At 66.1% G+C, this 21,106-nt stretch carries 14 protein-coding genes; 9 read left to right on the forward strand and 5 right to left on the reverse strand.

Annotated features, from left to right (window positions below; translation table 11 throughout):
* Positions 1 to 2 precede the first annotated feature (2 nt).
* Both dnaB and alr read left to right on the forward strand, forming a co-directional pair.
* On the forward strand, positions 3 to 1,397 hold the full coding sequence (gene dnaB / locus H7R73_RS04765; protein ID WP_039040054.1) for a replicative DNA helicase: 1,395 nt from the start codon (positions 3 to 5) through the stop codon (positions 1,395 to 1,397).
* A 138-nt stretch (positions 1,398 to 1,535) separates the two neighbouring features.
* A complete protein-coding gene (alr, locus tag H7R73_RS04770; protein WP_103260733.1) occupies positions 1,536 to 2,609 on the forward strand; it encodes an alanine racemase in 1,074 nt (357 codons plus the stop codon).
* 157 nt (positions 2,610 to 2,766) lie between these two features.
* Here alr and putA read toward each other — a convergent pair whose 3' ends face one another.
* Entirely contained in the window at positions 2,767 to 6,714 is a 3,948-nt protein-coding gene (gene putA / locus H7R73_RS04775) for a trifunctional transcriptional regulator/proline dehydrogenase/L-glutamate gamma-semialdehyde dehydrogenase (RefSeq protein ID WP_103260732.1), read from the reverse strand.
* 398 nt (positions 6,715 to 7,112) lie between these two features.
* Here putA and H7R73_RS04780 point away from each other — a divergent pair, with 398 nt between their 5' ends.
* Positions 7,113 to 7,550 (forward strand): VOC family protein, encoded by a 438-nt coding sequence (locus H7R73_RS04780; RefSeq protein ID WP_041211205.1) that lies wholly within the window; start codon positions 7,113 to 7,115, stop codon positions 7,548 to 7,550.
* A gap of 200 nt (positions 7,551 to 7,750) precedes the next feature.
* On the opposite strand, the gene fumC is transcribed toward H7R73_RS04780, so the two are convergent.
* Entirely contained in the window at positions 7,751 to 9,142 is a 1,392-nt protein-coding gene (fumC, locus tag H7R73_RS04785; protein ID WP_103260731.1) for a class II fumarate hydratase, read from the reverse strand.
* Positions 9,143 to 9,264: 122 nt separating this feature from the next.
* On the opposite strand from fumC, the gene H7R73_RS04790 reads away from it, so the two are divergent.
* The 3 genes from H7R73_RS04790 to H7R73_RS04800 are packed head-to-tail and all read left to right on the forward strand — an operon-like array spanning position 9,265 to position 12,337.
* A complete protein-coding gene (locus tag H7R73_RS04790) occupies positions 9,265 to 9,693 on the forward strand; it encodes a MarR family winged helix-turn-helix transcriptional regulator (protein ID WP_039040059.1) in 429 nt (142 codons plus the stop codon).
* Positions 9,694 to 9,729: 36 nt separating this feature from the next.
* Positions 9,730 to 10,791 carry an HlyD family secretion protein gene (locus H7R73_RS04795; protein WP_041214625.1) on the forward strand — a complete coding sequence of 354 codons (1,062 nt, stop codon included), beginning with the start codon at positions 9,730 to 9,732 and terminating at the stop codon, positions 10,789 to 10,791.
* A 7-nt stretch (positions 10,792 to 10,798) separates the two neighbouring features.
* Entirely contained in the window at positions 10,799 to 12,337 is a 1,539-nt protein-coding gene (locus tag H7R73_RS04800) for a DHA2 family efflux MFS transporter permease subunit (RefSeq protein WP_048208249.1), read from the forward strand.
* A 66-nt stretch (positions 12,338 to 12,403) separates the two neighbouring features.
* On the opposite strand, the gene pepE is transcribed toward H7R73_RS04800, so the two are convergent.
* From pepE to H7R73_RS04815, 3 genes are all read right to left on the reverse strand, one after another.
* Positions 12,404 to 13,132: a dipeptidase PepE gene (gene pepE, locus H7R73_RS04805; protein ID WP_103260730.1), complete on the reverse strand. Its 729-nt coding sequence runs from the start codon at positions 13,130 to 13,132 to the stop codon at positions 12,404 to 12,406.
* Between the two features lie 120 nt (positions 13,133 to 13,252).
* On the reverse strand, positions 13,253 to 13,864 hold the full coding sequence (locus tag H7R73_RS04810; protein ID WP_103260729.1) for a response regulator transcription factor: 612 nt from the start codon (positions 13,862 to 13,864) through the stop codon (positions 13,253 to 13,255).
* A gap of 1 nt (position 13,865) precedes the next feature.
* Entirely contained in the window at positions 13,866 to 15,821 is a 1,956-nt protein-coding gene (locus H7R73_RS04815; RefSeq protein ID WP_182951723.1) for a sensor histidine kinase, read from the reverse strand.
* 259 nt (positions 15,822 to 16,080) lie between these two features.
* Here H7R73_RS04815 and dsrO point away from each other — a divergent pair, with 259 nt between their 5' ends.
* From dsrO to H7R73_RS04830, 3 genes are read left to right on the forward strand one after another with little or no spacing between them, the layout of a single operon-like run.
* Entirely contained in the window at positions 16,081 to 16,869 is a 789-nt protein-coding gene (gene dsrO, locus H7R73_RS04820) for a sulfate reduction electron transfer complex DsrMKJOP subunit DsrO (RefSeq protein ID WP_103260727.1), read from the forward strand.
* Positions 16,859 to 17,965 (forward strand): NrfD/PsrC family molybdoenzyme membrane anchor subunit, encoded by a 1,107-nt coding sequence (gene nrfD / locus H7R73_RS04825; RefSeq protein WP_103260726.1) that lies wholly within the window; start codon positions 16,859 to 16,861, stop codon positions 17,963 to 17,965. The genes dsrO and nrfD overlap by 11 nt, the downstream gene beginning before the upstream one ends.
* The gene (locus H7R73_RS04830) at positions 17,965 to 21,072 is read left to right on the forward strand and encodes a tetrathionate reductase subunit A (protein WP_103260725.1); all 3,108 of its coding nucleotides are present in this window, start codon (positions 17,965 to 17,967) and stop codon (positions 21,070 to 21,072) included. The genes nrfD and H7R73_RS04830 overlap by 1 nt, the downstream gene beginning before the upstream one ends.
* The last annotated feature ends 34 nt before the right edge of the window (positions 21,073 to 21,106 follow it).

Consider the following 21,106-nt stretch of genomic DNA (forward strand, 5'->3'; position numbering starts at 1 on the left):
GTATGGCAGAGCAAGTGACGGCGAAAAAAGACGCCAAGACACAACAGCTGAAAGTACCTCCCCACTCTTTTGAGGCCGAACAGTCCGTACTGGGCGGCCTGATGCTGGACAACGAGGCCTGGGATCGGGTCGCCGAACGGGTGATCGACAAGGATTTCTACAGCCGCCCGCACCGCCTGATCTTCCAGGCCATGACCCGCCTCTCCAACGCGGGCAACCCCATCGACCTCATCACTCTGCAGGAGGAGCTCGAGCGCTCCGAGCAACTGGAAGAGGCCGGTGGCTTCGCCTATCTGGTGGAGATCGCCAAGAACACCCCGAGTGCCGCCAACATCAGTGCCTACGCCGAGATCGTGCGTGAGCGGGCGGTGGTGCGGGAGATGATCTCGGTCGCCAACGAGATAGTCGAAGCGGGCTACGAGCCCCAGGGGCGCACCTCCAACGATCTGCTGGACTTGGCCGAGAGCAAGGTGTTCCAGATCGCCGAGCAGCGCACCAGCGCCAACGAGGGCCCCCAGCCCCTGAAGCTCATCCTCGAGCAGACCGTCGACAAGATTGAAGAGCTGTTCAAGACCCCCCACAACGGGGTGACCGGCGTGTCGTCCGGCTACAACGATCTGGACAAGATGACCGCCGGCCTGCAGCGTTCGGATCTGGTCATCGTCGCCGCCCGTCCCTCCATGGGCAAGACCACCTTTGCCATGAACCTTTGCGAGCACGCGGCCCTCACCGCCGACAAGCCGGTGCTGATCTTCTCCCTCGAGATGCCCTCCGAGCAGATCATCATGCGTATGCTCGCCTCGGTGGGGCGCATCGACCAGACCAAGGTGCGGACCGGCCAGCTCGACGACGAGGATTGGGCGCGGCTCTCTTCCACCATGGGGCTGCTGCTGGAGAAGGGGAAGATGTACATCGACGACTCCTCCGGCCTGACCCCGACCGAAGTGCGCTCCCGTGCCCGTCGGGTGGCGCGGGACAACGGCGGCATCAGCATGATCATGGTGGACTACCTGCAGCTGATGCGGGTGCCGGCGCTGTCTGACAACCGTACGCTGGAAATCGGTGAAATCTCCCGCTCCCTCAAGGCGCTGGCGAAAGAGTTGCAGTGCCCCGTGGTGGCGCTCTCCCAGCTGAACCGAAGCCTGGAACAGCGGGCCGACAAGCGCCCGGTCAACTCGGATCTGCGGGAATCCGGCTCCATCGAGCAGGATGCGGACTTGATCATGTTCATCTACCGCGACGAGGTCTATCACGACGACAGCCCCGACAAGGGGATCGCCGAGATCATTATCGGCAAGCAGCGTAACGGCCCCATAGGACGAGTGCGGCTCACCTTCCAGGGTCAGTTCTCGCGCTTTGACAACTACGCGGGCCCGGCGTTTGACGATGACTACTAAGTAAGTCGGGAGCCTGCTCCCGGCATCCATAAACAGTTTTCCCGGTTCGACAATTCTGCCGGTCCGGCCTTAGACGATGAGATTTGAGGGCTGACACCACCCGGTGCCTGATTATCATGCCCTCGTAAGGGAAAACAGATGAAAGCGGCTATCGCCCAGATCAATACAGCGGCCCTGCGCCACAACCTCGCCGTGGTGAAACGCCACGCCCCCCAATGCAAGATCATTGCCGTGGTCAAGGCCAATGCCTACGGCCACGGCCTGCTGCCGGTCGCCCGCACCCTGGTGGATGCGGACGCCTACGCGGTGGCCCGCATCGAAGAGGCGCTGATGCTGCGCTCCTGCGCCGTGGTCAAGCCCATCGTGCTGCTGGAGGGCTTCTTCAGCGCCGCCGACCTGCCGGTGCTGGCGGCCAACAACCTGCAGACCGCGGTGCACACCTGGGAGCAGCTCGAGGCGCTGGAGCAGGCGGAGCTGCCTGCCTCCGTGGTGGCCTGGCTCAAGCTCGATACCGGCATGCACCGCCTCGGGGTACGGGCCGAGGAGATGCCCGCCTTTATCGAGCGCCTCGGCAAGTGCAAGAACGTGGTGCAGCCGTTCAATGTCATGACTCACTTCAGCCGCTCCGATGAGCTGGAGCAGCCCACCACCCGCGAACAGATCGACCTGTTCAGCCAGCTGACTGCGCCGCTCAAGGGCGAGCGCGCCATGGCCAACTCGGCAGGCATCCTGGCATGGCCGGATGCCCACTGCGACTGGGTGCGCCCCGGCGTCATCCTCTATGGCGTCTCCCCCTTCCCCAATACGGTGGCGGCCGATTACGACCTGCAGCCGGTGATGACCCTCAAGACACAACTGATCGCGGTGCGGGATCACAAGGCGGGCGAGCCGGTGGGTTATGGCGCCAACTGGGTGTCGGATCGCGATACCCGGCTCGGGGTCATTGCCATCGGTTACGGCGACGGCTATCCGCGCATGGCCCCCAACGGCACGCCTGTGCTGGTCAATGGCCGCATCGTGCCCCTGGTGGGTCGCGTCTCCATGGACATGACCACGGTGGATCTCGGTCCCGGCGCCACCGACAAGGCCGGCGACGAGGCTGTGCTCTGGGGGGAAGGGCTGCCGGTAGAGCGAGTGGCCGACCAGATCGGCACCATTCCCTATGAGCTCATCACCAAGCTCACTTCCCGGGTGTTTATGGAGTACGTGTAGGCGAGTCGCCCCTCATCCCCAACCCTTCTCCCGCAAGGGGAGAAGGGAGAACAAAAAGGCCGCCCCGACAAGGGCGGCCTTTTTCATGGGCGTGTCCCAGAGACGAAAGAACAAGCCCCGCATCGGCGGGGCTTGAGTCTCCGTCACTATGTGGCGCTTAGCCTATGGTCATCAGGCTGGCGTTGCCACCGGCGGCGGCGGTGTTGACCGAGAGGGCGTGCTCGATGAGCAGGCGCTCCAGCGGGATGTCGGTCTCGCCGCGATGCAGGCCGTGCACACCGATGATGGCGCCGTTACGGGCTGCCTGGCGCGCGGCGGCGAGCTTGCTTACCTCCCGCAACTGATCCGAGTCGCCGTGGTGCAGCAGGGCATCGAAGTCCGTCTCCCCCGTGGCCCAGTCCGCCACCAGCGCGATGGGATCCCGCGCCTCGGTCGGCAGGGAAGAGAGCAGGGCGCGTGTCTGGGCATCGTCCGGCAGCAGCACCTTGCTGCCGACCGCCAGACAGGCGGCCAGCTGGGCCAGCAGGTCGGCCTTCTCCTGGGCAAGACAGAGCACCCGTTCCCGGGGCAGCAGGCTGTAGCTGTTGCGCTCGCCGGTGGGGCCGGTCAGCAGCTGGGTACGGCCGCTCTGGGAGAGCGCGGCGTAGTGATCGCACAGGGCGGCGAGGGCCGGATCCTGCTTGCTCGCCCAGTCGCGCAGGGCCACGAGGGGGGCTTTCGCCTCGGCATGCAGGGCACCGGACTCCTGGTGCAGCTGGTTGGCCACCGCCTCCTGGGGACGGGCGCCGAGCAGGCGATACATGTAGAGCGGGCCACCGGCCTTGGGACCGGTGCCGGAAAGCCCTTCCCCACCGAAGGGTTGCACCCCGACCACGGCGCCCACGATGTTGCGGTTGACGTAGAGGTTGCCCACCTTGGCCACGTTCACCACCTGGGCGATGGTCTCGTCGATGCGGGTATGAACACCCAGGGTCAGGCCGTAGCCGCTGCCGTTGATCTGCTCGAGCAGCTCCCCGAGCCGGGTGCGCGGGTAGCGGACCAGGTGCAGCACCGGGCCGAACACTTCGCGTCCCAGTTCGTCCAGACTGTCGAGCTCGATCAGGGTCGGCAGCACGAAGGTGCCGCGGCTGCAGGCATCCCCCTGGGTGCGAGCGATCTGGTGCACCTTGCGCCCCTTGTCGCCCATGGCCTTGATGTGGCGCTCGATGTTGGCCTTGGCCTCGGCGTCGATGACGGGGCCGATGTCGGTGGAGAGGTGCTCGGGGCTGCCGACCTTGTACTCGGCCATGGCGCCCTTGAGCATCCGGATCACCCGATCCGCCACGTCATCCTGCACGCACAGCACTCGCAGGGCGGAGCAGCGCTGACCGGCGCTGTCGAACGCCGAGGAGATGACATCCATCACCACCTGTTCGGTCAAGGCGGAAGAGTCGACGATCATGGCGTTCTGGCCGCCGGTCTCGGCGATGAGGGGAATGGTGCGACCCTGGGCGTCGAGGCGACCGGCCAGGTTGCGGGAGATGATGCCCGCCACCTCGGTGGAGCCGGTGAACATGACGCCGCGCACCCGTTCGTCCGCGATGAGCGCCGCACCCACGGTCTCACCACGGCCCGGCAGCAGTTGCACCGCTCCGGCGGGTACCCCCGCTTCCAGCAGGATGCGCACCGCTTGTGCCGCGATGAGGGGGGTCTGCTCGGCAGGCTTGGCCAGCACCGTATTGCCGGCGGCCAGGGCCGCGCACACCTGGCCGCTGAAGATGGCCAGCGGGAAGTTCCAGGGGCTGATGCAGACCACGGGGCCGAGCGGCCTGTGGGTGTCGTTGGCGAAGTGGTTGCGCGCCTGGGCGGCGTAGTAGCGCAGGAAGTCCACCGCTTCGCGCACCTCGGCGATGGCGTTGGCAAAGGTCTTGCCGGATTCGCGAACCAGCAGGCCCATCAGGGGTTGCAGTTCGGATTCCATCAGGTCGGCGGCCCTGTCCAGCACGGCGGCCCGCTCGGCTGGCGGGGTGGACTGCCAGATCTGGCCGCTCGTGAGGGAGCAGGCGAGCGCCTTGTCCACCAGCGCTACCGTGGCTTCGCTCACCTGACCGACGACATCGCGGTGATCCGCCGGGTTGAGCACGGGCTGGAACTGGGTCGGCGCCTCGGTGTCGCAACCCAGCATGGGCACGGCCTGATAGGCGGTGTTGGTGCTGGCGAGCAGGGCGGCGGAGAGTGACCCCAGGCGGTGCTCGTTCGCGAGATCCAGACCTGCGGAGTTCGGGCGGGCCTCGCCGTAGAGATCCCGTGGCAGGGGGATGCGCGGATGGGGCAGACCCAGGGCCCCTTCACGGGCGGCCATCTGCTCGATCTGCTGCACCGGATCCTGCACCAGATCCGAGAGGGAGATGTTGTTGTCCGCGATGCGGTTGACGAAGGAGGTGTTGGCCCCGTTCTCCAGCAGGCGGCGCACCAGGTAGGCGAGCAGGGTCTCGTGGCTGCCCACCGGTGCATAGATGCGGCAGGGGCGACCCAGCTTGCCGTCGGCCACCTTGCCGACCACCTGTTCGTACAGGGGTTCACCCATGCCGTGCAGGCACTGGAACTCGTACTGGCCCGGGTAGTAGTTCTGACCGGCGAGCTGGTAAATCGCCGACAACGAATGGGCGTTGTGGGTGGCGAACTGGGGATAGATGGCCTCGGGCACCGCCAGCAGCTTGCGGGCGCAGGCGAGGTAGGAGACGTCCGTGTAGGGCTTGCGGGTATAGACCGGGTAGCCTTCCAGCCCTTCCTGCTGGGCGCGCTTGATCTCGCTGTCCCAGTAGGCGCCCTTCACCAGACGGATCATCAGGCGGTGACGGCTGCGCTTGGCGAGGTCGATGACGTAGTCGATCACATAGGGGCAGCGCTTCTGGTAGGCCTGGATGACGAAGCCGATGCCGTTCCAGTCGGCGAGGGACGGATCGAAGCAGAGCTTCTCCAGCAGATCGAGGGAGATCTCCAGGCGATCGGCCTCCTCGGCGTCGATGTTGATGCCGATGTCATACTGCCTGGCGAGCTGGGTCAGGCCCAGCAAGGTGGGGTAGAGCTCCTCCATGACGCGATCGTACTGGGCGCGGCTGTAGCGCGGATGCAGGGCGGAGAGCTTGATGGAGATACCCGGCCCCTCGTAGATGCCGCGACCGTGGGAGGCCTTGCCGATGGCGTGGATGGCCTGCTCGTAGGAGGCCAGATAGCGTTTGGCGTCCTCCTCGGTCAGGGCCGCTTCCCCCAGCATGTCGTAGGAGTAGCGGAACCCCTTGCTCTCCATGCCGCCAGCGTTCGCCAGCGCCTCGGCGATGGTCTCGCCGGTGACGAACTGTTCACCCATCAGGCGCATCGCCATGTCGACGCCCTTGCGGATGAGCGGCTCACCCCCCTTGCCGATGAGTCCCTTGAGGGAGCTGTTCATGCCCGCCTCGTTGTGGGTGGCCACCAGCTTGCCGGTGATGAGCAGACCCCAGGAGGCCGCGTTGACGAACAATGAGGTGCTCTGGCCCAGGTGCTGGCTCCAGTTGCCGCCGCTTATCTTGTCGCGGATGAGGGCATCCCGGGTCGCCTTGTCGGGGATGCGCAGCAGCGCCTCCGCCAGGCACATCAGGGCCACCCCTTCCTGGGAGGAGAGGGAGAACTCCTGAAGCAGCCCTTGGACCAGGCCCTGACGGCCGCTGGCGCTCTTCTGGTTGCGCAGCTTCTCGGCGATGCCCATGGCCAGCTTCTGGGTCGCGTCAGCCTTCTCCTTGGGCAGACGGGCCTGCTCCAGCAGCATGGGGACGGCTTCGGTCTCGGGGCGGCGATAAGCCCCCGTGATGGCGGCCCGCAGCACGGACTGGGGCAGAATGCTCTCGGCAAACTCGAGGAAGACCTGGATGCCCTGCTCGGTCAGGGTCTCGACGGCCTCTTCCCCGGCGGCGGCAGCCAGCCCGGAGTGCTCGGGCGGGGTCAGACCGCGATCCAGTTGCTCCAGATAGGTGAAGATGGCTTGCTTGATCAGCCAGTGGGGAGTGCGATCCAGGGTCTGCGCAGCCTGTTTGAGGCGGTCGCGGGTCGCTTCATCGAGTTTGACGCCGAGGGTGGTAGTGGCCATGGGACTTCCTGTGTCTAGAAGGTAACAATATTACCGGACGGTTAAATTTCGCCGATGATGGTGCAACCAGGTGCAACCTTCAAGCAAGAAATTTTAATGTATTGGCTACATTGTTGAATTCTTCCATGAATCCGGTCTCCATTAGGCTCCTTTCAAACCAGCTGCTTGTCCGCTTTTCACAGCATTATTAATGGGTTGGCAATGCATCTTATGAATGCCTATATGAGGTGCAACCCACTGCAAATCGGGTTGCACTTTTGCGTGTTCGACCGAACCTGGGTTGTGAGTGCGGCTCCCCCGTGCGCAGAAGGGAGCGGAGCGCCACCTGACAGAGCCCCGTGCTCTTCTATGCTGTTAGCTGGCCACAGGGGCCAGCTATCGGTGACAAGGAGAAACCCATGGCGCGTGTTAGTACCTATCTCAATTTTGCCCGGGAGACGGAGGCTGCCTTCCTCTTCTATCGCGAAGTGTTCGGCGGTGACTTCAGCGGCCCCATCCACAGGTTCAAGGAGTCCCCGGGTTGCCCGGGCCAGCCCCCTCTGTCGGAGGAAGACGGGGAGCTGGTGATGCATGTGGCCCTGCCCATCCTCGGGGGCCACGTGCTGATGGGCACGGATGCTCCGGCCAGCATGGGGTTCACCCTGGTGCAGGGCAACAACAGTTACCTCAATCTGGAGCCGGACAGCCGAGGCGAGACCGATCGCCTGTTCGCGGCCCTGGCCGAGGGAGGCAAGGTGGAGATGCCGCTGGCGGAGATGTTCTGGGGTGACTATTTCGGATCCCTGGTGGACAAATTCGGCACCCACTGGATGTTCAACTGCCAGAGCAAGACCTGACGGCAGATCTGCAATGAAAAGGGCGCCATGGCGCCCTTTTCATCTTTATTGCCCATCACAGTTCCTATTTGCTGTGGCCCGCCACCTGCGCTGGTATGCCCCGGGCATGGGATTGCCGTGCGCTGCGCGGCCTTATGGCGTGTGGCCCACCATGTCAGCGGGGATCACCCGGGCATGGGATTGCCGTGCGCTGCGCTGCCTTATGGCGTGCGACCCACCATGTCAGCGGGGATCACCCAGGCATCGAATTGCTCCGCGCTGAGGTGGCCCGAGGCAATGGCCGCCTCCCGCAGACTCAGTCCCTGATGGTGCGCCCGCTTGGCGATCTCGGCCGCCTTGTCATAGCCGATATGGGGGTTGAGGGCCGTCACCAGCATCAGGGAGCGGGAGAGCAGATCGTCGATCCTGGCCTGGTTCGGGGTGATGCCGACGGCGCAGTGGTCGTGGAAGCTCTGCATGCCGTCCGCCAGCAGCCGCACGCTCTGCAGAAAGTTGTGGGCGATCATGGGCCTGAACACGTTGAGCTCGAAGTTGCCGCTGGCGCCGCCGATGTTGATGGCCACATCGTTGCCCATCACCTGGGCGCACAGCATGGTGAGCGCCTCGCTCTGGGTCGGGTTGACCTTGCCGGGCATGATGGAGGATCCAGGCTCGTTCTCGGGGATGAGCAGCTCCCCCAGCCCGCTGCGGGGGCCGCTCGCCAGCCAGCGCACGTCGTTGGCGATCTTCATGAGGGAGGCTGCCAGCGTTTTGAGGGCACCGTGGGCGTGAACCTGGGCGTCACTCGCCGCCAGGGCCTCGAACTTGTTGGGGGCGCTCACCAGCGGCAGGCCGGTCTGCTCGGCCAGGGTCCTGGCCACCGCCTCGGCAAAGCCGGGAGGGCAGTTGAGGCCGGTGCCCACGGCGGTGCCGCCGAGCGCCAGCTCGCACAGATGGGGCAGGGCGGCCCGTAGATGGCGCTCCCCCTGTTCGAGCTGGGCGACCCAGCCGGAGATCTCCTGGCCTAGGGTGAGGGGAGTGGCATCCTGCAAATGGGTGCGGCCAATCTTGACGATGTGGTCGAAGGTGGCGGCCTTGCCTGCCAGGGTCTGCTTCAGGGCAGCGAGGGCCGGCAGCAACCGCTGCGTGATGGCGGTGACCGCCGCCAGGTTCATGGCGCTCGGGAAGACATCGTTGCTGGACTGGCTCTTGTTTACCTCGTCGTTGGGATGCACCAGCCGCGCTTCCCCCCGGGGGCCGCCGAGCAGTTCGCTGGCCCGGTTTGCCAGCACCTCGTTGAGGTTCATGTTGGTCTGGGTGCCGGAGCCGGTCTGCCACACCATCAGGGGAAACTCGGCGTCGTGCAGGCCGCGCAGGATTTCGTCGGCGGCGGCCATGATGGCCTGGGCCTTGCGGGCGGGGAGCAGCCCCAGAGCGTGGTTGACCCGGGCACAGGCGGACTTGATGCGGGCCAGGGCATGGATGATCTCCATGGGCTGGCGCTCCCCCGAGATGTTGAAGTGATGCAGGGAGCGCTGGGTCTGGGCCCCCCAGAGCCTGTCCGCCGGGACGGCTATCTCCCCCAGGCTGTCCCGCTCCATCCTGATATCCATGACGTGTCTCCTGCCGTTGAGGTGGTGGCACCCAGCATGAACCCAAACGGCGGCCGGGGCCAGCTTGCACATGGATACGCCTTGTATATAATAAGTAAAGCTTACTATATGGGTTGCATATCATGAACAAACAACCGGACACCCTTGGCTTTCTCATCGGCGACGTCCAGCGTCTGATGCGCCGCCAGTTCCAGCAGCAGCTGGAGGGGAGCTGCCTCACCCTGGCCCAGGCAAGAGCCCTGGTTCACATTGCGCGCAGCGAGGGCATACGCCAGGTGGATCTCGCCGAGCGGCTGGACATCCAGCCCATCACGCTGGCGCGCCAGCTCGATCAGATGGCCGACAACGGTCTGGTGGAGCGGCGCAACGACCCCAACGACAGGCGTGCCCATCAGCTGTTCCTGACCGAGGGGGCGGAACCCTATCTCGAGAAGATCAAGCAGGCCTCCGCTGTGGTGCATCAGCACGCCATCGGTGAGCTGGGGGAGGCGGGCACCCGCGCCCTCTGCGACGCCCTCAAGACCCTGCGCGACAATCTATCGAAGTATTGATCTCATCTTTATCAGCATTGAATGTGGAGTGTTTCTATGAATGCCGAATCTTCCCCTCCCCAAACGCCGGTGACGAACCGCCGCCGGACCCGTCTGCTTCTGCTGGTGGTGGTACCGGCACTGGCCCTGCTCGGCATAGGTGCCATCTACATGCTGGGTGGCCGTTATGTCGAGACCGACAACGCCTATGTGAAGGCGGACAAGGTGCCCATCAGTACCGAGGTGCTGGGCCGGGTGGCCAAGGTCTATGTGAATGAGAACGAGCAGGTCAAGGCCGGTCAGCTGATGTTCGAGCTGGATCCCGAGACCTTCCAGGTGGCGGTAACCAAGGCCGAGGCGGAGCTCGCCAAGGTGCGCACCGATCTGGTGGCGCTGCAGACCAGTTATCGCGGCCAGCAGGCGGAGATCGCCGTGGCACGCACCCGCCATGCCTATGCCCTGAAGGAGGAGCATCGCCAGGCGGATCTGGTGGCCAAACACTTCACCTCCACCGCCAACTATGACGATGCCCGTCAGCTCACCATACAGACAGCCCAGCAGCAGGTGGCGCTGGAGGAGGGGCTCAAGAAGATAGAGGCCTCCCTGAACGGCGACGTCAACCTGCCGGTGGAGCAGCAGCCCGCCTATCAGGAGGCCGCCGCCGAGCTCGCCAAGGCCAAGCTGGATCTCGCCCGCACCAAGATCTACGCCCCCGCCAACGGCATCGCCAGCCAGCTGCCCAAGCCGGGCCAGTACAGCATCGTCGGCATGACCGCCATGATGCTGGTAGAGACCGACAGCCCCTGGATAGAGGCGAACTTCACCGAAACCGAGCTGACCCATGTTCAGCCGGGGCAGGAGGTGGAGATCAGCCTGGACACCTACCCGAATGCCCATTGGCACGGGGTGGTGGAGAGCCTGAGCCCGGCCACCGGCTCCGAGTTTTCGGTGATCCCGGCCCAGAATGCCACCGGCAACTGGGTCAAGATCGCCCAGCGAGTCGCGGTGCGCATCAAGCTGGACGAAATGGCCTCCGGGCCCACTCTGCGCGCTGGCCTGAGCGCCATCACCAAGATAGACACCGGCCACAAACGCAGCCTGCTGGGCTGGTCATTCTGAGGTTAATATGACGACGCAAAGCCATCAGGGGGTGGATCAGAGCTCCCGACGTGGCTTCATCACCCTGTCGGTGATGTTGGCCACCATCATGCAGGCGCTGGACACCACCATCGCCAACGTCGCCCTGCCCCATATGCAGGGGGCCATGGGCGCCACCCAGGATCAGATCTCCTGGGTGCTGACCTCCTACATAGTGGCGGCCGCCATCTTCATGCCGCTGACCGGTTTCATCTCGGCAAGAATTGGCCGCAAAAGGCTGTTCATGTGGTCGGTGGCGGGCTTTACCGTTGCCTCCATGTTGTGCGGCGCGGCCCAGAGCCTGGATCAGATAGTGCTGTTCCGCCTGCTGCAGGGGATCTTCGGTGCCAGCCTGGTGCCCCTCTCACAGGCGGTGCTGCTGGACACCTACCCGCCAGAGAAGCACGGCTCCGCCATGGCGCTCTGGGGGATAGGGGTCATGGTGGGTCCCATCCTGGGGCCGTCGCTGGGGGGCTGGCTCACCGAGTACTACAACTGGCGCTGGGTCTTCTACATCAACCTGCCGTTCGGCCTGCTGGCCTGGTTCGGGCTTGCCGCCTTCATCGAGGAGACGAAGATCGATGCCAGCCGCCGCTTCGATCTGCTGGGCTTCGCCCTGCTGAGTCTCGGCATCGGGGCGTTGCAGATGGCGCTGGACAGGGGGGAGTCACAAAACTGGTTCGCCAGCCCCGAGATCGTCATCGAGACCATCCTGATGGTGATGGCGTTCTACCTCTTCGTGGTGCATATCTTCACCCACCCGCACCCCTATATAGAACCGGCCCTGTTCCGGGATCGCAACTTCAGCGTCGGTCTGCTCTTCATCTTCATCGTCGGCATCATCTTGCTGGCGACCATGACGCTGCTGCCTCCCTTCATGCAGGGGCTGATGGGTTACCCGGTGATCGACGTGGGTTACCTGCTCGCCCCGCGCGGGGTGGGCACCATGGTTGCCATGATGCTGGTGGGCAGGCTGTCGGGCCGGGTGGACGCCCGTTACCTCATCCTGTCAGGGCTGCTGCTCACCAGCTTCTCCATGTGGGAGATGACCCTGTTCAACACGGACATCGGCAGCTGGGACATAGTGCGCACCGGCATCATCCAGGGGCTGGGGCTCGGCTTCATCTTCGTGCCACTCTCCACCATCACCTTTGCGACCCTGGCGCCGCGCTATCGCAACGAGGGGACGGCGCTGTTCAGCCTGGTGCGCAACATCGGCAGCAGCATCGGCATCTCGGTAGTGATCACCTATCTGGCCCAGCGATCCCAGATGAACCACGAGGCGTTCGCCGCCTACATCACCCCGTTCAATGTCAACCTGCATCAGGGCGGGGGCATGGCGGAGCTGATGACGCCGAAGGGGCTGGCCATGATCAACGGCGAGGTGACCCGGCAGGCCAGCCTGCTCGCCTACCTGCAGGATTTTCGCCTGATGATGTGGGTCAGCCTGTGCGCCGTGCCGCTGGTGGTGTTGCTGAGGGCTCCCGGGCGCAGCGGCTCTCGGGAGGAGATGGCCATTCTGGAGTGAATCACGAAGGGGCGAGCAACAAAGAAAGAGGGATGGCGCAGGCCATCCCTCTGTCGTTTGGCAGGATCAGCGTGCCGGCGTGAAGGGGGTGAGCGCTGCCAGAGGCGCAGCGTCCCCGTATTCCCGGACGGGCTCGCCGTGCTTGAAGATCTTGAAGGTCTCGCCCCGGGCACTCCAGTACTCGATGCTCTCGCCGCCGATCTGCAACAGGCTCGCCTCGCGCAGGGCCACCACGGATTCGCTCGGGTTGATGGCGCAGAATTCGGCCAGACGCTCGTCCCGGGTCTCCCCCATGTGGCCGCTGATGCTGGCGTCCAGGTAGTGGGGGTTGATCTGCACGGGGAAGAGCCCCAGCGCAGGCAGCACCACGGCGCTGCACACCGGCATGTCGTTGGTGGTGCGGATGCTGGGGGTGGCCACGTTGCAGCCGGCGCTCCAGCCCACATAGGGCACGCCCCGCTCGCGCACCGCACGCTGGATGGGGACCACCAGACCATACTCGTGCAGCCGCTGGTTCAGGAGCCAGGTATTGCCGCCGCTGATGAAGATGGCGTCGGCCCGGTTGATGGCATCCACCGGATCGTCGAAGTGATGGATGCTGATGGCGTCCACCCCCAGACTCTCGGTGAGCTCCCGGGCGCGGGCATCCCAGTCGCTGCGGATCACCGCGTAGGGGATGAGCAGGATGCGCTTGACCTGGTTGCGAGCGAGCAGGGTTTGCACCCGGTCGCGGGCCCAGCCGAGCAGGCCGGGGTGTTCTGTGGTTTTACCGTTGCTGAGCAGAAGCAGTTCCATGATGTGTCCTCGAAACAAGGCGCAGGACCCGGGCGATCCTGGTGAAGAGAAGAGGGCACTCTACCGCCATCGAAGCGCCAAATGTGTGATCCCTGCCCGTTTTGTACGGTTGCAGGCCACTCAGGGTTGTTCGTTCACCTGCGCGTAGCGCAGCAGCATCTCGGCGAGGGAGTTCACCGCCAGGCGTTTCATCAGGCTGGCGCGGCACACCTCGACGGTGCGCACCGAAATGCAGAGATCCTGCGCTATCTGCTGGTTCTTGTGGCCCCGGGCGATGAGCTGCAACAGCTGGCGTTCGCGCGGGGTGAGGCGCTCAAAGGCGGCCAGCTGGGCGAGGCGGGTGGCCGCCGCCTGCGTTGCCTGCTCGGCCCGCTCGATGGCGGCGAGCAGGGGGGCCAGCTGCACGGGCTTTTGTAAGAAGTCCACCGCCCCCTGCTTGAGGGACTCCACCGCCAGCGGCACCTCGCCGTGGCCGGTGAGAAACAGGATGGCGATGGGGCTCTGGGCCGCCTTCAGCCGCTGTTGCACCTCGGGGCCAGAGAGCCCCGGCATGCGGCAGTCGAGGATGAGGCAGGCGGGCTGGTGCAGGTCGACCTCGGCCAGAAAGCGCTCGCCATCGGCAAAGCTGAACAGCTGCCGCTCGTCGCAGCTCTCCAGCATGAAGCGCAGGGAGTCGAGCACGGCCTCGTCGTCGTCGACCAGATAGAGCGGGGGGCGGGAGGGGGACGTCATCTCAGTTCCTCGGTGTCGGAGGGTGGGTGGGGGTGGCTGAGGCGGGATCCTCGGGTGGCGGCACGGGCAGGATGACCCGGGCCAGGCAGCCGTGGGGGCTCAGGTTCTCCAGGCTGAACTGGCCGCGATGGCTCTCGACCACCTCCCGGCAGATGGCCAGCCCCAGCCCCATGCCATCCGGCTTGTCGCTGTAAAACGCCTGCTGCAGTTCGGTGGCGGGGACCCTCAGGCCGGCGCCGTTGTCGCGGATCTCCAGCAGCAGGCTCTGCGCCTCGAAGGCGATCAACAGCTCGACCCGGGCAGGCTCCTGTGCCGCTGCTTGCGCAGGGGGGTGAGCAGGGGAGTGAACAGCGGCGCGCGCCCTCTGCGCCGCACTCTTCGCTGCACTCTCGGCGCCATTCTTGATGAGGTTGACCAGCAGCTGCTCCATCCCGGTGCCATCCAGAGGGAGTCGGCGCGGCTGGCCCCGCCAGTGCAGGGTGAAGGCGACGTCGAGGGGCGCCAGCATCTGCTCCAGCAGGGGGCGCAACTCCGCCACCAGGGTGGGCAGATCGCAAGGCGCGAAGCGGGGAGGGCGCTTTTGCAGCCGGGCCCTGAGCCGGTTGACGGTCTGGGTGATGCGCTGGACCTGGAGCCCTATCTGCTCCAGGGCCTGACGCAGGGAGGCCTGGGCGGCAGACTGGGCCGGATCCTGTGCCAATTTGTCCAGTCGCAACAAGGCTCCCTGGCTGTAGTTGGCGATGGCGCTGAGGGGTTGATTGATCTCGTGGGCCACGTTGGCGCCCAGCTCGCCCAGTTCGGCGAGCCGTCTGGCCTGTGCCAGCTGGCGTCCCTTCTGTTCGAGCTGGTGGCGGGCTTTGAGCAGCCGGCGCTGGCTGCGATTGAACAGGTATTGCAGCAGCAGGTGGTGGCCCCCCAGCACCAGTACCAACGCCAGGGCACCCCAGCCCCACTGCTGATGCTGGCGCAGCCAGTGCCAGGCCGCTTGCCACCAGGGGCCCTGCAGCGGGTGGCGATCCAGCGCCTTGAGCAGGCGGTCGATGGCAAGCTCGCTGGTGGGCACGGTCCAGCCCGCCGAATCGGCGGCGATGGCCGCCTCGCTATCAGCGGGCAGATCGTACAGCGCGCGGGTCACCGCCAGCGCCAGCGCGGGGGAGGCCCGCTCCGTCTTGGCGAAGGACCAGTTGGGGTAGAGCCGGGTCGAGCTCTGACAGCCAAAGCCGGCTGGCGCTTGATCGTCCAGCACCCGAAACGCCCCTCTGGCGGCCTTGCCCTCCCGCTCCATGCGCTCGAGCTGGCACACCGGCACGATGGCGGCGGCCACCTCCCCTGTCGCCAGCCGCTCGATGAGCCGGTCCAGCGGAAAGCCGGTGAACTGCACGGTGGAGAAGAAGCGCTCCAGCCGAACTCCCTGTTCGCCCGCCTCGAAGCGAAAGGCGAGGTAGCCACCGAAGGCGTTCTCCGAAACGGCGGCGACCGCTTTCCCCTCGAGGTCACGCCAGTGTCGGTAGGGGGCCTGGGCAGGCACCACCAGGGCGGCGCCGATGGCGAGGTTGTCCCCCCCGGCCGGACTCTTGAGGGTGGCGAGCCAGGCCAGCGGATACTGGCGCGCCAGGCTCACCGACTGGCCCGGGTTGGTGATGACGAAATCGAGGTGCTCGCGGGCGACGGCCTCGGCCAGTTCATCGAGCCCCAGCGGATGCAGCACGAAGCGATGGCCGGGCACGCGCTGTGCCAGCCAGCGCAGCAGCGGTTGCCACTGGGCTCTGGCCAGGGCCGGGCCGCGGGTTGCCAGCACGCCGATGCGTATCGGCTCGGCCATGGCCTGCACCGGCGTGGCCTGGGATGGGGCGGATTCCTGTCGGGCCGGCGCTGGTGAAGAGGGGGGCGGGGCGGCCTGCACCCGCAGCGGCAGGGCTGACAGGGCGAGCCAGAGCAGCAGGCTGAGCAGGGGCAAGGGGACTGGGGCGTGCAGGGGGCTCTCCTCTCGGTGCAAAGGGGCAGTCTATCACCGGGACGTGCGCTTGCACGCGAACGGGGGCCGGGAGGAGCGGCAAACGCCGCCCCGGTCACAGTTCAGCAGGGCTGGGGCTTTTTTTATTGCGCGGGATCAACCCGGCTCCCGGTATGTGGAAAACCACAATAGAGGCGACTTCCTGCGTTGAGGACAATCGGCCCAACCCCTTTCAAGCCAGCTCAGCAGAAGGAAAGACGCCATGGAGCCCAGCAAGCGCCGATTGTTATCCGGGATCGCCGCCCTCACCGCAGGGGCGGCCCTGATCCCCGTCACCCAGGTTCAGGCGCAGTCCGTTCCCGCTCCCCGCAACGGGCGGGCGGCCATCAGCCGGGGGGACGGGCGCAAGCGTTACGGCATGCTGATCGACCTGCGCCGCTGCGTCGGCTGTCAGGCCTGCACCGTTGCCTGCACCATCGAAAACCAGCCTCCACTCGGCCAGTTTCGCACCACGGTGAGCCAGTACGAGGTGAGCGACGTGGCCGCCCTTGAGGCTCCCGCCTCCCTCTTGATGCTGCCAAGGCTCTGCAACCACTGCGCCGAGCCCGCCTGCCTCGATGTCTGCCCCACCGGCGCCACCTTCCAGCGCGATGACGGCATCGTCGTGGTAAACAACGACTGGTGCGTCGGCTGCGGCTACTGCGTGCAGGCCTGCCCCTATGACGCCCGCTTCATCAACCACGAGACCAACACCGCCGACAAGTGCACCTTCTGCGCCCATCGGCTGGAGGCGGGACTCTTGCCCGCCTGCGTCGAGAGCTGTGTCGGCGAGGCGCGCATCATAGGGGATTTGAACGACCCCAAGAGCCGGATAAGCCGCTTGCTGCGCGAACACGAGCCGGCGCTCAAGGTGCTCAAGCCGGAGGCCCATACCCAACCGCGGGTCTTCTATCTCGGCATGGACGAGGCCTTCGTCAGCAAGGTCGACGGCAACCCGGCCCTGCGCACCCTGCTCACCGACGATGGCAAGGAGATAGCCCATGGTCATTAACGAACTGCTGGCCCCGGCTCAGCCCATCACCTGGTTGCCCTGGGCGGTGCAATATTTCTTCCTCATCGGCCTCGCCTACGGGGCCCTCTGGCTCGGCGCGTTTGATCTGTGGCGCAAGGCGCCGGACCCGCGGCTGCAGACCCTGGCGGCGGTGCTGATGGTGGCGGCCGGTCTGGTGGCTCCCATCACCCTGACCGCGGATCTGCACCAGCCGGCCCGGGCCTGGCACTTCTACGCCCAGACGCGCTTTGGCTCCGTCATGTGGTATGGCGCCTATCTGCTGCCGCTGTTCAGCCTGTTCTCCATGCTGCTCGGCTGGCTGCTGCTAAGGCCAGCCCTGACCCGGCGTGGCGTGGCCAATGACAAAGTCGCGCGGCTGGCCCGCCTGCTCTGCCTGGGAAGCTGGTCGGGGCACGTCTGGCTGCGGCCCCTCTCTTTGCTGACGGCCCTGAGCGGGCTCAGCATCGCCCTCTACACCGGGCTCGAGACCATGGCGGTGGCTGCGCGCCCGCTCTGGCATACCCCCTGGTTGCCCTGGCTGCTGACCCTGAGCGCCGTGCTGGGGGCTCAGAGTACCCTGCTGCTGCTCAACCGCGTGCTGGCGGGCTGGCATGCCCAGACCGAGTCGACCCTGCTGCGCCAGAGTGGCTGGACGTTAGGCCTGCTGGCCCTCTCCCTGCTGGGCTGGGCCCTGCTTGGCGGCGCCTCGGCAACAGAGGCCGCGGCCCTCTATCGGCTCGACCCGAGCTGGCGGCTGGCGGCCCACTGGCTGTTGCTGACCCTGGGGCTGGCCGGCCTGCTGATGCTGCTGCGGCCCAGGATCTCTGCCCGCCTGGCACTCTGGGGGCTGGCGCTGCTGGGGCTGCACCTGGTGTGGGGCCTGCGCTGGCTGGTGCTGATCCAGGGGCAGCTCGCACCCAAGTACGGGGCTGGCGTCTACCTCTATGAAATCGCCTGGGGCCCGACCGGTGTGCTCGGCATTCTCGGCACCTTCGGTCTGCTGCTGGCCCTGCTGGTGGCCCTCTCGGAGCTGGTGCACCCCTCTGTTTCCTCTGCCATCAAGGCATCCACTCCTTTTGCACGCGAGGCACTCTGATGGATCACAGCAAACGCACGTTTCTCAAGGGCGCCGCCATCGCCGGCGGTACCGGATTGTTCGTCGCCGGTTACAGCGACACCCTCAAGCAGGTGGCGAGTGGTCTTGCCACCGGCAGCTCGGGCAAGCCGACCCGGGATCCCATCCATGGCAACTCGCTGGCCGTGGAGTACCGGGTTGACGAGCGGGGGGAATTGCATCCCAACCCGGCCCAGCGGGTTGCCAACACCATGTGCCTCGGCTGCTGGACCCTGTGCGGAGTGCGGGCCCGCATCGACAACGAGCGCGACCAGATAGTGCGGATCTTGGGCAACCCCTATCACCCCCTCTCCGCCCGCCACCACATCGACTTCAAGACCCCGGTCAAGCAGGCGCTGCTCGCAACCAGTGGCTACCAGGAAGGGGGGCTGGACGGGCGCTCCACCGCCTGCGCCCGGGGCAACGCCATGCTGGAGCAGCTCGACAGCCCACAGCGGGTCACCCGCTGTCTCAAGCGGCTGGGGCCCCGTGGCAGCGGCCGCTGGCAGAGCATCCCCTTCGAGCAGCTGGTGGCCGAGGTGGTGGAGGGGGGCGATCTGTTTGGCGAGGGCCAGGTTGAGGGGTTGCGGGCCATTCGCAACCTCGCCGAGCCGCTCGACCCGGCCAACCCGGAGTACGGCCCCAGGGCCAACCAGCTGCTGGTGAGCAACGCCTCGGACGAGGGGCGGGATCACTTCATCAAGCGCTTCACCTTCAACAGCTTCGGCACCCGCAACTTCGCCAACCACGGCGCTTACTGCGGCCTGTCATTCCGGGTCGGGGCCGGCGCCCTGCTGGACGATCTGGAGAAGAACGCCCACCTCAAGCCTGACTGGGACGAGAGCGACTTCCTGCTGTTCATGGGCACCTCGCCCCAGCAATCGGGCAACCCCTTCAAGCGCCAGTCCCGTCAGCTGGCGGCTAACCGGGCGCGACCGGGCAAGCCCTTCTCCTACGTGGTGGTGGCCCCCAGCCTGCCCAACACGGTGAACATGCCCTCCGCCCCCGCTAACCGCTGGCTGCCCATCCGCCCTGCCACGGATTCCGCCCTGGCCATGGCCATGCTGCGCTGGATCATCGACAACCAACGCTACGCCGAGCCCTTCCTGACGGCACCCCATGCCGCTGCCGCCGAGCGAGCCGGCTATCGCGGTTTTTGCAACGCCAGCCATCTGGTTGTCTGCAACGAGGGGCATCCGCGCTTCGGCCAGATGCTGCGGGCCAGCGATCTCGGCTTGCCCTTTGAGGGGGAAGCCTATGGGGAGGGGGACGCCATGCTGATAGAGGAGGCGGGGAGCGGCGAGCCGAGACCCGCCGGCCAGTGTGAGCGGGCAAACCTCTGGGTGGATCGCCCCATTCAGGGCCCCAAGGGGGAGTTCATGGTGAAGAGCAGCTTCCAGCTGCTGGCCGAGGCGTGCCGGGAGCACACTCTTGCGCAATACAGCGCCGAGTGCGCCGTGCCGGTGAGCGATATCGAGGCGCTGGCGCGGGAGTTCACCAGCCACGGCACCCGGGCTGCAGTGGTCTCCCACGGCGGCACCATGAGCGCCAACGGCTTCTACTCGGCCTGGGCCATCATGATGCTTAACGTCATGATCGGCAACCTCAACGCCCGGGGCGGCACCGTGGCGAGCGGCGGCAAGTTCGATCCCTTCGGGGCGGGGCCGCGCTACGATCTGGCGAGCTTCCCCGGCATGGTCAAACCCGCCGGGGTCTTCCTGTCGCGCTCCAAGTTCCCCTACGAGAAGACCTCTGAGTATCGGCGCAAGCGCGAGGCGGGCCAGAACCCCTATCCGGCGCAAGAGCCCTGGTTCCCCATCTCCGGCCCTCTGCTCGGCGAACACCTGACCGCGGCGGTGAACGGTTACCCCTACCGGCTCAAGGCCTGGATCAACCACATGGGCAATCCCCTCTACGGCCAGGCCGGGCTCAGCAAGGCCATAGGCGAAGAGCTCAAAGACCCTGCCGTGCTGCCCCTTGTGGTCAGCATCGACAGCTTCATCAACGAGTCGTCGGCGCTGTCGGACTACCTGGTGCCGGATACCCTGACCTACGAGTCCTGGGGCTGGGCCACCGCCTGGCACGGGGTGATGACCAAGGTCTCCACCGGCCGCTGGCCCATCGTGGAGCCTCGTGTCGCCAAGACCGCCGAGGGAGATCCGGTCTGCATGGAGTCCTTCTTTATCGCGGTGGCCAAACGGCTGGGGCTGCCGGGCTTTGGCGAGGGGGCGCTCAAAGGGGCGGATGGCAAGCTGCATGCCCTGCACAAGGCGGCGGACTTCTCCCTCTACGGCGCGGCCAACGTCGCCTATCTCGGCGAGCCGGTGCCTCCTATCGGGCCTGAGGATCTCGCCTGGTCCGGGGTGGAACGGATCCTGCCGGTGCTGAATGCCACCCTGAGTGCGGAGGAGGCGGGCCGCGCCGCCTATCTCTTCGCCCGTGGCGGGCGTTTCGAGCCGGCGGCCAAGGGGCGCGACGAAGCGGGTCAGCCAAGCAAGCGCTGGCCCAAGCCGCTGATGGTGTGGAACCCCGAGGTGGGCAGCCGCCGCCACAGCCAGAGCGGCCGGTTCTTGAGCGGTACCCCGCGCTTCTTCCGTCCCCAGCTGGCGGACGGCACGCCGCTCAATGAGGCGTTCAAGCCGGCCCAGTGGCCGCTGCTGCTCACCAGCTACAAGTCCCACACCATGAGCTCCATGAGCATCGGCTCGGATCGCCTGCGCCAGGTGAACCCCAGCAACCGGGTGCGGCTCAATGTGCAGACGGCGGCGCGCCTCGGCATCGAGAGCGGGGACAGGGTGCGGGTCAGCACCCCGGATGGCAGCGTGATCGGGGTGGCCGAGTGCGTGGCCGGGGTACAGGCCGATGCCATCGCCATCGAGCACGGCTTCGGCCACAAGGAGCTGGGGGCGCGGGAACACTGGATAGACGGCCAGAAAGTGGTTGCCAATCCGCTGCGCGGAGCCGGGGTCAACCTCAACGATCTGGCGGTGCTGGATCCCAGCCGCCATGGCCGCTACCCCCTGGTGGACTGGGCCATCGGCTCGTCGGCCCGCCAGGGGCTGCCGGCCCGGGTGGAGAAGCTGGTATGACAAACCAATGAAAACGGGGCCTGCGGGCCCCGTT

Source organism: Aeromonas sp. WP2-W18-CRE-05 (assembly GCF_014168615.1).
GTDB lineage: Bacteria > Pseudomonadota > Gammaproteobacteria > Enterobacterales > Aeromonadaceae > Aeromonas > Aeromonas caviae.

What these genes read in the sequence shown, in the direction of transcription:
- fumC (WP_103260731.1), bottom strand. Translation starts at nt 9,142, where the DNA reads ATGGATATCAGGATGGAGCGGGACAGCCTGGGGGAGATAGCCGTCCCG.
- pepE (WP_103260730.1), bottom strand. Translation starts at nt 13,132, where the DNA reads ATGGAACTGCTTCTGCTCAGCAACGGTAAAACCACAGAACACCCCGGC.
- H7R73_RS04800 (WP_048208249.1), top strand. Translation starts at nt 10,799, where the DNA reads ATGACGACGCAAAGCCATCAGGGGGTGGATCAGAGCTCCCGACGTGGC.
- H7R73_RS04780 (WP_041211205.1), top strand. Translation starts at nt 7,113, where the DNA reads ATGGCGCGTGTTAGTACCTATCTCAATTTTGCCCGGGAGACGGAGGCT.
- dsrO (WP_103260727.1), top strand. Translation starts at nt 16,081, where the DNA reads ATGGAGCCCAGCAAGCGCCGATTGTTATCCGGGATCGCCGCCCTCACC.
- dnaB (WP_039040054.1), top strand. Translation starts at nt 3, where the DNA reads ATGGCAGAGCAAGTGACGGCGAAAAAAGACGCCAAGACACAACAGCTG.
- H7R73_RS04810 (WP_103260729.1), bottom strand. Translation starts at nt 13,864, where the DNA reads ATGACGTCCCCCTCCCGCCCCCCGCTCTATCTGGTCGACGACGACGAG.
- H7R73_RS04830 (WP_103260725.1), top strand. Translation starts at nt 17,965, where the DNA reads ATGGATCACAGCAAACGCACGTTTCTCAAGGGCGCCGCCATCGCCGGC.
- putA (WP_103260732.1), bottom strand. Translation starts at nt 6,714, where the DNA reads ATGGCCACTACCACCCTCGGCGTCAAACTCGATGAAGCGACCCGCGAC.
- H7R73_RS04790 (WP_039040059.1), top strand. Translation starts at nt 9,265, where the DNA reads ATGAACAAACAACCGGACACCCTTGGCTTTCTCATCGGCGACGTCCAG.
- alr (WP_103260733.1), top strand. Translation starts at nt 1,536, where the DNA reads ATGAAAGCGGCTATCGCCCAGATCAATACAGCGGCCCTGCGCCACAAC.
- nrfD (WP_103260726.1), top strand. Translation starts at nt 16,859, where the DNA reads ATGGTCATTAACGAACTGCTGGCCCCGGCTCAGCCCATCACCTGGTTG.
- H7R73_RS04795 (WP_041214625.1), top strand. Translation starts at nt 9,730, where the DNA reads ATGAATGCCGAATCTTCCCCTCCCCAAACGCCGGTGACGAACCGCCGC.